The organism is Streptomyces longispororuber (assembly GCF_024448165.1).
Lineage (GTDB): Bacteria > Actinomycetota > Actinomycetes > Streptomycetales > Streptomycetaceae > Streptomyces > Streptomyces longispororuber_A.
This window is the reverse complement of sequence record NZ_JAMOLN010000254.1, coordinates 1-13,235: the sequence shown is the minus strand read 5'-3', so window position 1 is coordinate 13,235 and position 13,235 is coordinate 1. Positions and strand designations below refer to the sequence as shown.

The following is a 13,235-nucleotide window of genomic DNA, read 5'->3' as shown; positions in this document are numbered from 1 at the left end:
ACCCGCGAAGGCCGCCTCCCACCCGAAGACACCCAACAACGACTCGACCTGGTGGTCGACCGACTCGCCGCGTTCTAGGGTTTGCGCAGGTGATCGTGAAGGGGAGTGTTGGTGACCACGCTGCGTTGTGCCGTACTCGACGATTTTCAGGACGTCGCCCGTGAACTGGCCGACTGGACACGGCTGTCGGACCGGGTCGACGTCCGTTTCCTGAACCGGCACGTCGCCGCGCACGACGACCTCGTCGCGCAGATCGGCGACTGCGACATCGTGGTGGTGATGCGCGAACGCACCCCGTTTCCGGCCGAGTTGTTCGGCCGCCTGCCGAAGCTGAAGCTGCTCATCACGACGGGACTGCGCAACGCCTCCATCGACCTCGCCGCCGCGGCCGCACACGGTGTCACCGTCTGCGGCACGCCCAGCAACTCCGAGCCCCCGGCCGAACTGACCTGGGCCCTGCTGCTGGGCCTGGCCCGCGGCGTCGTCACGGAGAACGAGAACCTGCGCACGGGCGGCCCCTGGCAGTCCACGCTCGGCGCCGACCTGGCGGGCCGCCGCCTCGGCCTGCTCGGCTGCGGGAAGATCGGCGCGCGTGTCGCCCGGGTCGGCGCGGCCTTCGGCATGGACGTCGCCGCCTGGAGCCAGAACCTGACCGAGGAGCGCGCGGCGGAGGCCGGCGCGACGCTCGCCGCGTCCAAGGAAGAACTCCTGGAGACCAGTGACTTCGTCTCCGTCCACCTCGTGCTGGGCGACCGCACCCGTGGCCTGATCGGCGCCGACGACCTGCGGCGGATGCGCCGCACCGCCTACCTGGTCAACACCTCGCGCGCCGCCATCGTCGACCAGGACGCCCTGGTGCGGGCCCTGCGCGAGGGCTGGATCGCCGGAGCGGGCAGCGACGTCTTCGAGACCGAGCCGCTGCCGCAGGACCATCCGCTGCGCACCGCACCGAACTTCCTCGGCCTGCCGCACCTCGGCTACGTGACCCGCCGCAACTACGAGGGCTACTTCCGGGGCGCGGTGGAGGACATCGAGGCGTACCTGGCCGGCGCGCCCGTCCGCACCCTGGGCTGACCGGCCCCGCCCCGGCCGGGCGCCCCGGTCAGGCGGAGTCCTTCGCCACGCTCCACCCGCCGTCCACGACGAGGCTCGCGCCCGTGACGTACGACGACTCGGGCGCGGCGAGGAACGCGACGGCGGCGGCCACCTCCTCGGGCGTGCCGAGCCGTCCCGCCGCCGTCCCCGCCGCCGACCGCTCCCGGTCCTCGGCGGACACCCGGTCCCAGGCGGCGGTGAGGATCGGTCCCGGCAGCACCGCGTTCACCCGCACCCGTGGCCCGTACTCGACGGCGAGCTGGCCGCACAGCGAGAGCAGCGCGCCCTTCGTCGCGGCGTACGCGGGATGGCCGGGGATGCCGAAGCGGGCGTGCACCGACGACGTCAGGACCACGGCACCCGCGTGCTCCCGCAGCTCGGGCAGGAGCGCCCGGAACCCGAGGAAGGCGCCCGTCAGGTTCACCGACAGCTGCCGCTCCCACGCCGCGGGGGAGAGTTCGTGGGCCGGGGCCACCGTCACGGTGTACGCGTTGGAGACCAGCACGCCGACCGGCCCGAGTGCCCGTGCCCGGCGCGCGACCCCGGCCCAGTCGTCGGCGTCCGCCACGTCGGCCCGCACGAACACAGCCCGCCCGCCGCTGTCCTCGATCCCCGCCGCGACCTGCTCGCCGGGCCCCTCCGCCACGTCGACGAGGACCACGGCCGCGCCCTCCCGGGCGAGCCGGACGGCGGTGGCGGCCCCGATCCCGGAGGCGCCGCCGGTGACGACGGCGACGCGGCCGGTGAAGCGGGCGGACGGGGGCGCGGCGCCCGCGGATGTCGATGAGGTCATGGCCGCAACCTAGGCGGTGGCCTCCGGCGGTACGAACGCGTCGAGGGCATCGGCGAGTTGCGGGAACTCGGTGAGGACGGCCCGGGTCGCGAACTCGTGGTCCGCGTAGTCGAAGCCCGGGGTGACGACCTCCGCGACCAGTCCGTGCCGTGCGCCGCCCACCAGCCGTGACGCCTTCCACCAGCCACCCGGCACCAGCAGGAACCGCTCGTCGGCCGGCCCGAGCAGCGTCCTGGTGAGGGTCCCGTCGGGTGCGACCGTGACGTACTCGAGCGGGCCGCCGTCGACGAGGAAGTGCAGGATGTCGCTGCGGTTGCGGTGCAGCAGGCCGCTCGGCTGCCGCTCGTCGAGCAAGTAGTAGATCGAGCTGGCCGAGGGGCGCGGGCCGTGCGGTGTCGCCATCTCCGACGGGCCGGTGTAGATCCGCCGGAAGTAGCCGCCCTCGCCGTGCGGTTCGAGGCCGAGCTCGGACTGCCAGTCGCGCACGACGGCTCCTTCCGGGGGATCAGGGCTGTACCGGCAACCCTACGGCCGGGGCGGCGGCCACGGCACGTCGGCGAGCACCGGCAGCAGGTGCTCCTCCTCGTAGTCGAGGTGCGCCGTGAGCTCCTTCGTCATCCGCTCCAGCTCCGCGCGGAACACCGCGGGGTCGGCCGTCGCGAGGTCGTCGAGCAGGGCGACCAGCGCGTTCTGCAGCCGCGCCACCTCCACGTGCTCGGCGCGCAGCCGCTCGAAGACCTCGCCGAGCTCCGGGTGCCACCGGGCGATCCCCGGGAACAGGTGGCCGTCCTCGCTGACGTGGTGGAACTCCAGGGACTGGCAGAACGCCAGGCAGTGCTGCCGGATCTGCAGCCCGAGCCCCGGCCCCGCCGTGCCCGGCGCGGCGAAGTGGGCGTCGGTCTCCGTGCGCACCCGGTGCAGCTGCTCGCGCAGCCAGACGTGCACCTGGAGCAGCTTTCCGGCGAGCGTGGTCACGGTCTGCGGCGCGTCGGTATCGGGACGGTCCAGGACGACGACGGGCAGGGTGCGGGCGGTGGTCGCCTGGTACTCCGCGTAGCCGGGAGCGACGCGGACGACGGCGGCGAACAGCTCGTCGCGGTGTGCGCCCTGCGCGGGCACCGCGACGGACTGGAAGGCGTCACCGTCGATCTCGACGGTGACCAGGGGCGTGGCCAGCAGATTGTGGTACCAGGCCGGATGCCGGTCGGAGCCGAGGTTCGAGGCGACGACGAGCACCCGGCCCTCGTGCCGGACGAACCCGAGCCGGACGGTGTGCGGGCGGCCCGAGCGGGCGCCGGTGGTGGTGAGCGACAACAGGTCGGATGAATCGGACATGCGGAAAGGGGTCTCCTCAGGAGGACTGCGCGCAGACATGGCGAAGGGAGGTGCGCTCTTCGCGCACGGCGCATCAGGTCGCTGAGTGGAGGCTCATGGAGTCGTCCCTGAGTGAAGGGCGCTCGCCCGGCGTCCGGCCGGCCCACTGCTCTGTGGCCGGCGCCACGCGGCACCGCGGTCATGGGACCAGACGCGACCGTCCGCTGTCAAAGCCGTACCCGGGGTGACCCCTCAACGCACTGATCGTCCGCGGCAGTTGACGTGGCAGACTGCATGCAGGTCACACCCCTTGTCCGGCCCCTGCGACGATGGAGTCCACCCATGACGTCACCCGCCCCCCGGCCCCGTATCGACACCAGCCAGGCGCACCCCGCACGGGTCTACGACTGGCTGCTCGGCGGCAAGGACAACTACCCCGTCGACGAGGCCGTCGGCGCCAAGCTGCCGCCGCAGGCGCGGGACGCGGCGCGGCAGAACCGGGAGTTCATGCAGCGGGCGGTCGCCTGGCTCGCCGGGCAGGGCGTCGACCAGTTCCTCGACATCGGCACCGGCATCCCGACCTCGCCGAACCTGCACCAGATCGTGCAGCGCGTCGTCCCCGCCGCCAAGGTCGTCTACACCGACAACGACCCCATCGTGCTGCGGCACGCGGAGGCGCTGCTCGTCAGCAGCCCCGAGGGTGCGACCGACTACATCATGGGCGACGTCCGCGATCCGGCGGCGATCCTCGAACACGCCCGCACCGTCCTGGACTTCGAGCGTCCCATCGCGCTGTCGCTGATCGCGCTGATGCACTTCATCCCGGACGAGCAGGACCCGTACGACATCGTGTCCACGCTGGTCTCGGCGCTCCCGTCGGGCAGCCACCTCGTGCTCTCGCACGCGTCGTCCGACCTCTTCCCCGAACTGTCGGACCAGGTCACCGCCGAGTACGCGAAGGGTGGCATCAAGCTCGGCTTCCGCACCCGCGAAGGCGTGTCCCGCTTCCTCGACGGGCTCGACCCGGTGGAGCCCGGTCTGGTGACGGCCACCGAGTGGTTCCGCGACGGCGCCGCGCCCGCGTCCGAGGACTGCGGCATCTACGCGGTGGTGGCCCGGGTCCGCTGAGCCCAAGATCGGGAGAAGAAGGCTGGAAACGGGCGCAGGTTACCAATCGGTTTCCATTCACTTGATACGCGATCAACAGTAGAACTCGTTCCGATTCCGTCAGCAGAGAGGAACTCGGAATGACCCCCGCAACCCACTCTGAAGTGTCGCGTAACGGACTGACCCGCCGTACCTTCCTGGCAGGAACAGGTTCTCTTCTCGGTACGGTCGCGCTGGCCTCGCCCGCCGCCGCGGCCCTCGCGCCCGTCGCCGACGGAGCACGCATCCCGGCCCTGGTGATCGGCAGCGGATACGGCGGCAGTGTCGCCGCGCTGCGGCTCGCCGAGGCCGGGGTCGACGTGCGGATCGTGGAGATGGGCATGGCCTGGGACACCCCGGGCTCGGACGGCAAGATCTTCGCCAACACGACCCAGCCGGACTACAGATCCTTCTGGCTGCGCACCAGAACCAAGCAGCCGCTGAGCAACTTCCTGGGCTTCCCGCTCGACAAGGACGTGCCGCGCCACACCGGCATCCTCGACGCGGAGGAGTTCGGCGGCATCATCGTCTACCAGGGCCGCGGCGTCGGCGGCGGCTCCCTCGTCAACGGCGGCATGGCGGTCACGCCCAAGCGGGAGAACTTCGCCGCGATCCTGCCGTCCGTCGACGCGGCCGAGATGTACGCGACGTACTACCCGCGCGCCAACGCGGGCCTGGGCGTCGCCACCATCGACCCGCAGTGGTTCGAGACGGCCGAGTGCTACCAGTACGCGCGCGTCGGCCGCAAGCACGCACAGCGCTCCGGCTTCCCGTTCACCTTCGTGCCCGACGTGTACGACTGGGAGTACATGAAGCAGGAGCAGGCGGGCACCGTCCCCAGGTCGGCGCTCGCGGGCGAGATCCTCTACGGGAACAACCACGGCAAGAAGACGCTCCAGAAGACCTATCTGGCGCGGGCCGCGGCCACCGGCCGCGTCACCGTCTCCCCGCTGCACAAGGTCACGTCGGTCGTCCCGGCGGCCGGCGGCGGCTACACCGTCCGCATCGACCAGCTCGACACCTCCGGCAACGTCGCCGCCACCAAGGAGATCACCGCGGACCGGGTGTTCTTCGCCGCCGGCAGCGTCGGGACCAGCAAGCTCCTCACCCGCCTCAAGGCGACCGGCGCGCTGCCCGCGCTCAACGACGAGATCGGCAAGGGCTGGGGCGACAACGGCAACGTCATGTGCGGCCGCGCCAACCACCTCTGGGACCCGACCGGCGCCCTCCAGTCGTCCATCCCCACCGCGGGCATCGACAACTGGGCGGCCGGCGGCGCCTTCGCCGAGGTCGCGCCGCTGCCCACCGGCATCGAGACGTTCGCCTCGTTCTACCTGTCCATCACGAAGAACCCGAACCGCGCCCAGTTCACCTGGAACGCGGCCACCGGCACGGTCGACCTGAACTGGCAGACCGCGTGGAAGCAGCCCTCCATCGACATGGCCAAGAGCATCTTCGACAAGATCAACGCGAAGGAGGGCACGATCTACCGCACCGATCTGTTCGGCACGTACAAGATCTGGGGCGACCACCTCACGTACCATCCGCTGGGCGGCGCCGTGCTGGACAAGGCGACCGACAACTACGGCCGCCTGCACGGCTATTCAGGGCTCTATGTGATCGACGGGGCGCTGATCCCCGGCAACACCAGCGTCAACCCGTTCGTCACCATCACGGCGCTCGCCGAACGCAACATCGACCGGATCCTCGCCACTGACCTGTGAGTCCGGGACCTGCCCGAGTCCCGGACCCCGTACGGCGGTTCAGGGCTTGGGCAGGACACACACCGCGTCGAGACCGAGCACGTGGTTGAGCCGCCCGAAGGCCAGCCAGGAGCCGATGGCCATGCTCAGCTCCACGATCTCGGCCTGGCTGAAGCGTGCGGTCATCCGGTCCCAGAACTCCTCGTCCAGGCCGTGGTGGTCGAGCGCGTACCGCTCCGCGTACTCGGCCGCCAGCCGCGTCCGCTGGTCGAAGGCGTCGGTGGTCCGCCACTCGGTCACCGCGTCCGCGAACGACTCCTCGACCTTCTCGCCGTCCCGCTCGGTGCGCCAGTCAAGACAGAACAGACAGCCGTTGATCTGCGCGATCCGCAGCCGCGCCGCCTCGAACTCGCGCAGCCCCAGCGACGAGTGGTCGTAGACCGCCATCGAGAACTGGGCGGCGACGGGGCCGATCCCGGGCACCATCTCGCCCCACACGTACGGGATGGGTTCCTGGTCGTCGGGGATGTCGATCCTCATGACTGCTTCCTTCCGAGCCGGCCGACGGCGGGCAGCAGGGGGACGTCGAGTGCGTCGTAGAGTCCGGGCGGTGCGGCGATCAGCCACTCCACGGCGCCGACCAGGCGGCCCACCGCGGTCGCGTTGCCGCCCGCCGCATGGTTCCCGTCCTCGTCGGTGGCCTGCACGGTGACCTCGATGCGCGGACGGCCCTCGACGATCACGCGGTGCGCCCCGGCCCCGCCGCCCGGCGGCGTCGGCCAGTCCGGTGCGCAGCACGGGTGGATGCGGGTGACGTGCTCGACGACGAGGCGGACGGCGCCGCCGACGACGCCCTGCACCTCGAACCGCACCGCGCCCTGCGTGCCCGCCGCGAAGTCGCCCATGGCCGCCGTCGTCACGTCCTGTTCGAGCGCGCGGCGCTCCATCGTCTCGCGGATCTCGTCGAGTTCGACGCCGAGCGCACGGGCGAGCAGCCGGATCTGGCCACCCCACACCATCGTCGGCACGGACTCGGCGAGCATCAGCGGCTCGTACTCCATGGGGTGTCCCATGCCGACCAGCTGCCGGACCGAGTCCTCCTGGTCGTACGTGGAGTAGTCGAAGATCTCCTGGCAGCGCACCACGTCGACCTGTGAGCCGAGGCCGCTGACCAGCAGCGGCAGCACGTCGTTGGCCCAGCCGGGATCGACGCCGGAGACGAACAGCGAGCCGCCGCCCTCGGCGATCGCCGCATGCACCGGATCGGTGAAGTCGGGTGGCGCGCCCCGTGGGTCGTAGAGCGGGTACAGGGCCGGTGTGACGACGACGGCCCCGGCGCGCAGGGCGCGACAGATGTCGGCGAGGGCCTCGTCGGGACGCAGGTCGCCGGACGCGGCGTAGACGACGGCGCGCGGCCGGGCCGCGAGCGTCGCATCGACGTCGGTCGTGGCGGCGACACCCAGGGCGTGGTCGAGCCCGGCCAGGTCACCGGCGTCGCGGCCGGCCTTGGCGGGGTCGTGCACGAGCACGCCGGACAGTGCGAGCCCGGGGTGGGCGTCGACGGCTCGGATCGCCGCGCGGCCCACGTTCCCGGTGCCCCAGACCACCGTGGAAGTCATGCGCCGGAGCGTAACCTGATGGGCCGTCAGTTCATAGGGTCCTCACATCAGTTGGCTGCGAGCGGCGGCCAGCGTCTGGCCGGCGTAGCCGCGGCCGAAGAGCACCGTGTGCACCAGGAGCGGGAACAGCTGGTGCAGCGGGATCCGGTCCCGCCAGCCGTCGGCGAGCGGCGCCGCGTCCTGGTAGCCGTCGAGGATCCGCCCCAGGTGCGGGGCGCCGAAGAGGTGCAGCATCGCGAGATCGGTCTCCCGGTGCCCGCCGTGCGCGGCCGGGTCGATGAGCCAGGCGGCGCCGTCGGTGTCCCACAGCACGTTGCCGCTCCACAGGTCGCCGTGCAGCCGCGCGGGCGGTTCGGCGGGCCCCGCGAGGGCGGGCAGCCGCTCGCAGACCCGCTCGACGTCCGTCGCCTCGGTGGGGGACAGGACGCCGTCGTCGACGGCGCGACGCAGGTACGGCAGCACCCGGTGCTCGGCGTACCAGCCCGGCCAGTCGGTGCCCGGCACGTTGCGCATGGGTGCGAGCCCGATGGACGCGTCGGCCGGGCCGCCGGGCGGCGGCGCCCCGAAGTGCGGTGCGCCCGCGGCGTGCAGCGCGGCCAGCTCCCGGCCGAACGCGGTGGCGCCCGCGGCGGACGGCGCGCCGGTGGCGACCCGGTCGGTCACCAGCAGACCGTCCTCCTGCCCGTGCACCCGGGGCACCCGCACCGCGTCCGCGGCGGCGAGCCAGCGCAGCCCCGCGGCCTCGGCCCGGGCGCCGCCCGGCTCGTCGGCGTGTTTGACCACCACCACGCGGCCGTCGGCCAGCGTGACCTCCGCGAGCCGCGCCGACAGCCTGCGCTCGGCGGTGGCCGGGAGTCCCGTGAGGCGGGCGGCGACTGCTGAGGAGTGCGGCATGCGATCAGCGTACGGCGGTGGTCCCGCCGTTGACGCCGCCCGCCGCGCCCTGATCTGCTGCACCGGTCAACGTCGGGAAAGATCAGGTGAGTCGAGCATGTCGTCGTCGCGCGAGCCGGTCCGCGGTCCGGTCCTTGTCGTGCAGAACACCCGCAGCGGGGGCCCGGGCCGCGTCGGCGGCTGGCTGCGGGAGGCCGGACTCGAGGTACGGACCCTGCACCCCTACGACGGGGACGTCCTGCCCGCGTCCCTCGACGGCCGTCCGCTGCTCGTCCTCGGCGGCGGCTTCCTGCCGGACGACGACGAGCGCGCCCCCTGGCTCCCGGCCACCCGCCGGCTGGCCGCCCAGGCCCTCCACGGCGGGACGCCGTTCCTCGGCGTCTGCCTCGGCGGCCAGCTCCTCGCCCAGGTGGCCGGCGGCACCGTACGGGCCGAGCACGGGACGCCCGAGTACGGCAGCACCGCGATACGGCTGCGCCCGGAGGCCGCCGACGACCCGCTGCTGCACGGGCTCGGCGCCGAGGTGACCGCGATCGAGCGGCACGTCGACGCCGTCACCGAACTCCCGCCGGGCGCCGCCTGGCTGGCGTCCAGTGAGCACTGCCCGCACCAGGCGTTCCGGGTGGGCGCCGCGGCGTGGGGGCTGCAGTTCCACCCCGAGGCGGACGCGGGGCGGGTCGCCGGGTGGGACCGGGACGAGCTCGCCGCGCGCGGTGTCGACCGGGACGTGCTGCACGCGCGGGCGGTCGCCGCGGAGGAGGCGTCGGCCGCGGTCTGGGCGCGCTTCACACGGAGGTTCGCGGCGGTGTGCCGGGGGTGACGTCTGTGACGCCGGTGACCTCTGTGGTGTCCGGGACCTCTGGGACATCTGCGTCGGGCCGCACCTGCGCGGGTATCGGAGCCGTGACGCGGTTGCGGCGTCGCCCCGCCGTGGCGATCAGGCTGGTCAGCACGCCCGCGAGCAGCCCCCAGAACGCCGAGCCGATCCCCAGGAGGGTGACCCCGGAGGCGGTGGCGAGGAACGTGACCACGGCGGCCTCGCGGGCCGTCGGGTCGGACAGGGCGGTGGACAGGGACGCCTCGATGGTGGCGAGCAGGCCGACCCCGGCGATGGACAGCACCAGCGCGTGCGGCATCGCCGTGAGCAGGGAGGCGACGGTCGCGCCGAGCAGTCCCACGCACAGGTAGAAGACGCCGGCCCAGACCGCCGCGAGATAGCGCCGCCGCCGGTCGGGGTGCGCCTCGTCGCCGGTGCAGATCGCCGCGGTGATCGCCGCCAGGTTGAGTCCGAACGCACCGAACGGCGCGAGGACGGTCTGTGCCGCCCCCGTCCAGGTCAGCAGGGGCGACACCGGAACGTCGTAGCCGGACGCGCGCAGCACGGCGACGCCCGGCAGGTTCTGCGAGGCCATGGTGACGACGAACAGCGGCACGCCGACGCTGACGAGTACCTTCCAGTCGAAGGCGGGCGCGGTGAACACCGGCTGTGCCAGGGAGAGTCGCACCTTCTCCAGGTGCCAGCCGCCGGTCAGGACCGAGGCCGCGACCCCCGCGCCGAGCGCGATCAGCACCGCGTACCGGGGGACCAGCCGGCGCGCCAGCAGATAGAGCGCGAACACCGGGAACGCGACGGCGAAGCTGCCGTCCATCTCGGCGAACAGACCCGTGCCGAACTGCAGGAGCACCCCGGCGAGCAGGGCCGAGGCGAGCGGCACCGGGATGCGGTCCATGACCCGGGCGAACCAGCCCGTCACCCCGCTCAGCAGGATCAGCAGCCCGCTGAAGGCGAACGCCCCCACCGCCTTCCCCATGGACACGCCGCTCAGGCTCGTGGCGAGGAGCGCCGCGCCCGGCGTGGACCAGGCCGTGACCACGGGCGCGCGGAACCGCAGCGAGAGTCCGAAGCAGGTGACGGCCAGGCCGACCCCGAGCGCCAGCATCCACGAGGAGATCTCCCGGGCGTCCGCGCCCGCCGCCCGCGCCGCGGTGAACACGAGGGCGGCCGAACTCGTCACGCCGACCGTGACGGCTATCAGCCCCGCCACGACGGCCGAGGGCGGTGCGACGGCGCGGAGACGGGCGAGCGGAGCCATGGGACATCACTTCCGGCGGGAGCGGGGCGGGCGCGGCCGGGCGGCCGTCAGGCGGGGCCCGGCGTTCCGTATACGGAACGTTCCGTTTATGGAACACTAAGGAATGCTGGCGGAACCCGTCAACAAACGGGTGTCGGGAGACGACGGACAGGAGCCGACGGGATGGGCCTCAATGACGAGGTGGGGCGCCGCCTGAAGGCACTGCGGCAGGCAGTCGGACTGTCCCTCTCCGAGCTGGCCCGCCGCTCGGGCGTCGGCAAGGGCACCCTCTCGGAACTCGAGAGCGGCCTGCGCAACCCCACCCTGGAGACGCTCTACGCGCTCACCACCGCCCTCGGCCGCCCGCTCAGCGCCGTCCTAGAGGACCCCGCGGAAGCGGGCGTCCGCGGCGTCTCCGGCAGCGCCGTCACCGCGGCCCTGATCGAGCGGTACGAGGACGGCGACGCGGCCACCGACGTCTTCCGCGTCACCATCGCCGGCGGCGCGACCCAGGAGTCCGCCGCCCACGTCCCGCACACCACCGAGAGCCTGATGGTGCTCTCCGGCACCGCCGTCGTGGGCCTGCCGGACGCGCCGCAGACCGCGGGCCCCGGCGCGTACGCACACTGGAGGGCCGACGCCCCGCACCTCTACAGCGCCCCTCACGGCGAGGTCCACGGCGTCCTCTTCGTGCGCTATCCCAAGGGCGCCGCGTAGCCTCAACCGGCCGTCTCCGACGCCTACTTCATGCGTCGTAGAAGATCGCCGACCGGGCATGTCGACCCGACGCATGGGCACTTGAGCGCTCTGCCCACGCAAAAGTCGAGGAAGACGACAAAGGAGGCGTTCATGAGTGAGGTGCATACACCGCTGCCGCGTGCCGTGGCGCTCGTCTCGTGCGGACTTCTGGCGGTCACCGCGCTGAGCGGATGTGGCGGAAGCGACTCGGGCGAGGGGTCCGGCACGGGCGGCGGCGGGCAGGACGAGGGGCGACAGCAGTCGCCGGCGCAGGTCGTGCAGGCCACGAGCGAGAAGACCACGCAGGCGGGGTCGGCCCGGATCAAGCTGACGACGACCGCGTCGTCCGGCGGCCGCAGCGAGACGGTCACCGGTGCCGGCGTGATGGACCTGCGGGACGGCACCAGCCGCATCGAGCTCGGCCAGGGCGGTCAGCGCATCGAGCAGCGGGTGGTCGACCAGGTCCTGTACCAGAAGCCGCCCGAGGGCAGTGGCGGGCTGCCGGGCGGCAAGAGCTGGCTGAAGATCGACCTCCAGCGGCTCAGGGACGCGGGCGGCAAGGGCGCGGCCCAGGTCAGCGATCCCGCCGACTCGTTCGCGTACTCCAAGTCGCTGTCCGAGAAGGACGTGAAGAAGGTCGGCACCGAGCGGCGAAGCGGCGTCTCCACCACGCACTACCGGGTCGACGTCGATGTGGACAAGCTCGCCAGGAGCAGCCCCGAGCAGGCGAAGACGCTGCGCGAGAGCGTGGGGGACACGCTGCCCATGGACGTGTGGATCGACGGCCGCGGCCTGCTGCGCCGGCAGCAGATCGAACTGTCGACGACCGCGAAGAGCGGTGGCGGCGCAGCCGGGAACGCAGCGGCGGCCAGGACCGGCGCGAAGGTCGTCATGGACCTCACCGACTTCGGCACCGACGTCGACGTGCAGGCGCCCCGCGCGGCCGACACCGCGGACATGACCGACAAGGCCGTCCAGGAGAGCCGGCGCAGCGCGTGAGCACGCACAGGCCGGCAAGCCCTAGGCCTGCGGTGGTGACGGGTCGGGGTCGACGGCGTGCAGCTTGGAGATGTCGACTGATTCGTCGGCCGACGGCGTCGCGCTCGGCACCGGCTTGCCGTAGTCGGTCAGCGTCATCGTCAGGTCGTCGTCCGGGCCCTTCTCGGTGGCGCGCACCAGTTGGTGCGGCTCGTCCGACGTGACGTACAGGGTGATCCTGTTGCCGTCGTCCTGACCGGTCAGCGGGACCACCTCGGTGCCCTCGACCTTCGTCGTGTCGCCCTTGGTGAGCCGGTCCTGGGCGGCGCGCGCGGAGCCGTCCTCCAGCTGTCCGCGGAAGGCGTCGAGGTCGCAGGTCTCGGCGAGGCCGTCCAGCATCGGGTCGTCGGTGGTGCCGTGCACGTAGCGGTCGCCGAAGAGCTGCGCCGCGAGCTCGCCCCCGCCGCCCGGGACCTGCGTCTTCCAGAACGTGGCGTCCGGCTTCATCCACACCTCGTCGCCGCGCTTGACGAGCTCGACGCTGCCGCCGTCGGCGCCGCCGGTTCCCATCCGCAGCGACCCGGCGCAGTTCCCGTCCTCGTCCAGGCGCAGATCGAACGCGGCCGGGGTGCGGGTGTCCCGGTCGTCCGAACGGTTCGCCAGGGCGATGTGCAGGGAATCGGCGTTCAGCAGCTCCTTCTTCGCGTCGTCGGCCAGCTGCTGCGCGGTCGGGTCCGAGCCGTCGTCGTCGGCGGCGGCCACCGGGCCCGCGGCGAGCACGCCCGCGCACACGAGGGCCGCCGTCACCGGCACCCGCGCGGCCCTGCGCAGCAGGGTCGAGGTCTGTCCGGCCATGACGTCACCTCGCCGTTCCCCGGGCACT

General features: G+C 72.7%; 14 protein-coding genes. 6 read left to right on the top strand and 8 right to left on the bottom strand.

Going from position 1 to position 13,235, the window contains the following annotated elements:
* The first annotated feature begins 111 nt into the window (after positions 1 to 111).
* Positions 112 to 1,074: a D-2-hydroxyacid dehydrogenase family protein gene (locus M4J07_RS42045; protein WP_255981445.1), complete on the top strand. Its 963-nt coding sequence runs from the start codon at positions 112 to 114 to the stop codon at positions 1,072 to 1,074.
* Positions 1,075 to 1,102: 28 nt separating this feature from the next.
* On the opposite strand, the gene M4J07_RS42040 is transcribed toward M4J07_RS42045, so the two are convergent.
* Genes M4J07_RS42040 through M4J07_RS42030 form a run of 3 tightly spaced genes read right to left on the bottom strand, consistent with a single transcriptional unit; the run spans position 1,103 to position 3,223 of the window.
* Positions 1,103 to 1,888: an SDR family NAD(P)-dependent oxidoreductase gene (locus M4J07_RS42040; protein WP_255981442.1), complete on the bottom strand. Its 786-nt coding sequence runs from the start codon at positions 1,886 to 1,888 to the stop codon at positions 1,103 to 1,105.
* Between the two features lie 9 nt (positions 1,889 to 1,897).
* Complete coding sequence (locus M4J07_RS42035) at positions 1,898 to 2,374, bottom strand: cupin domain-containing protein (RefSeq protein ID WP_255981440.1); 477 nt, start codon at positions 2,372 to 2,374, stop codon at positions 1,898 to 1,900.
* Positions 2,375 to 2,413: 39 nt separating this feature from the next.
* Positions 2,414 to 3,223: a nitroreductase/quinone reductase family protein gene (locus M4J07_RS42030; protein WP_255981438.1), complete on the bottom strand. Its 810-nt coding sequence runs from the start codon at positions 3,221 to 3,223 to the stop codon at positions 2,414 to 2,416.
* A gap of 321 nt (positions 3,224 to 3,544) precedes the next feature.
* Here M4J07_RS42030 and M4J07_RS42025 point away from each other — a divergent pair, with 321 nt between their 5' ends.
* Together M4J07_RS42025 and M4J07_RS42020 are read left to right on the top strand one after the other, a co-directional pair.
* Entirely contained in the window at positions 3,545 to 4,330 is a 786-nt protein-coding gene (locus M4J07_RS42025) for an SAM-dependent methyltransferase (protein ID WP_255981436.1), read from the top strand.
* A 119-nt stretch (positions 4,331 to 4,449) separates the two neighbouring features.
* Positions 4,450 to 6,072 (top strand): GMC oxidoreductase, encoded by a 1,623-nt coding sequence (locus M4J07_RS42020; protein ID WP_255981434.1) that lies wholly within the window; start codon positions 4,450 to 4,452, stop codon positions 6,070 to 6,072.
* 39 nt (positions 6,073 to 6,111) lie between these two features.
* Here the strand turns inward: M4J07_RS42020 and M4J07_RS42015 are convergent, their stop codons facing one another.
* Genes M4J07_RS42015 through M4J07_RS42005 form a run of 3 tightly spaced genes read right to left on the bottom strand, consistent with a single transcriptional unit; the run spans position 6,112 to position 8,564 of the window.
* Positions 6,112 to 6,591, bottom strand: a complete 480-nt coding sequence (locus tag M4J07_RS42015; RefSeq protein ID WP_255981432.1) for a carboxymuconolactone decarboxylase family protein — start codon at positions 6,589 to 6,591, stop codon at positions 6,112 to 6,114.
* Complete coding sequence (locus tag M4J07_RS42010; RefSeq protein ID WP_255981430.1) at positions 6,588 to 7,670, bottom strand: NAD(P)H-dependent amine dehydrogenase family protein; 1,083 nt, start codon at positions 7,668 to 7,670, stop codon at positions 6,588 to 6,590. Before M4J07_RS42010 ends, M4J07_RS42015 begins: the two co-directional genes overlap by 4 nt.
* A 42-nt stretch (positions 7,671 to 7,712) precedes the next feature.
* Positions 7,713 to 8,564, bottom strand: coding sequence for a fructosamine kinase family protein (locus M4J07_RS42005; RefSeq protein ID WP_255981428.1), 852 nt, complete (start codon positions 8,562 to 8,564; stop codon positions 7,713 to 7,715).
* 97 nt (positions 8,565 to 8,661) lie between these two features.
* Between M4J07_RS42005 and M4J07_RS42000 the strand changes: the two genes are divergently transcribed.
* Positions 8,662 to 9,384 carry a type 1 glutamine amidotransferase gene (locus M4J07_RS42000; protein ID WP_255981426.1) on the top strand — a complete coding sequence of 241 codons (723 nt, stop codon included), beginning with the start codon at positions 8,662 to 8,664 and terminating at the stop codon, positions 9,382 to 9,384.
* On the opposite strand, the gene M4J07_RS41995 is transcribed toward M4J07_RS42000, so the two are convergent.
* Entirely contained in the window at positions 9,350 to 10,657 is a 1,308-nt protein-coding gene (locus M4J07_RS41995; RefSeq protein ID WP_255981424.1) for a benzoate/H(+) symporter BenE family transporter, read from the bottom strand. The two genes, M4J07_RS42000 and M4J07_RS41995, sit on opposite strands and share 35 nt — an antisense overlap.
* A 162-nt stretch (positions 10,658 to 10,819) precedes the next feature.
* Between M4J07_RS41995 and M4J07_RS41990 the strand changes: the two genes are divergently transcribed.
* Positions 10,820 to 11,353 (top strand): helix-turn-helix domain-containing protein, encoded by a 534-nt coding sequence (locus M4J07_RS41990; protein WP_255981422.1) that lies wholly within the window; start codon positions 10,820 to 10,822, stop codon positions 11,351 to 11,353.
* A gap of 132 nt (positions 11,354 to 11,485) precedes the next feature.
* Positions 11,486 to 12,373 carry a hypothetical protein gene (locus tag M4J07_RS41985; protein WP_255981420.1) on the top strand — a complete coding sequence of 296 codons (888 nt, stop codon included), beginning with the start codon at positions 11,486 to 11,488 and terminating at the stop codon, positions 12,371 to 12,373.
* A 21-nt stretch (positions 12,374 to 12,394) separates the two neighbouring features.
* On the opposite strand, the gene M4J07_RS41980 is transcribed toward M4J07_RS41985, so the two are convergent.
* On the bottom strand, positions 12,395 to 13,234 hold the full coding sequence (locus M4J07_RS41980) for a hypothetical protein (RefSeq protein ID WP_255981418.1): 840 nt from the start codon (positions 13,232 to 13,234) through the stop codon (positions 12,395 to 12,397).
* Position 13,235: the final 1 nt, after the last annotated feature.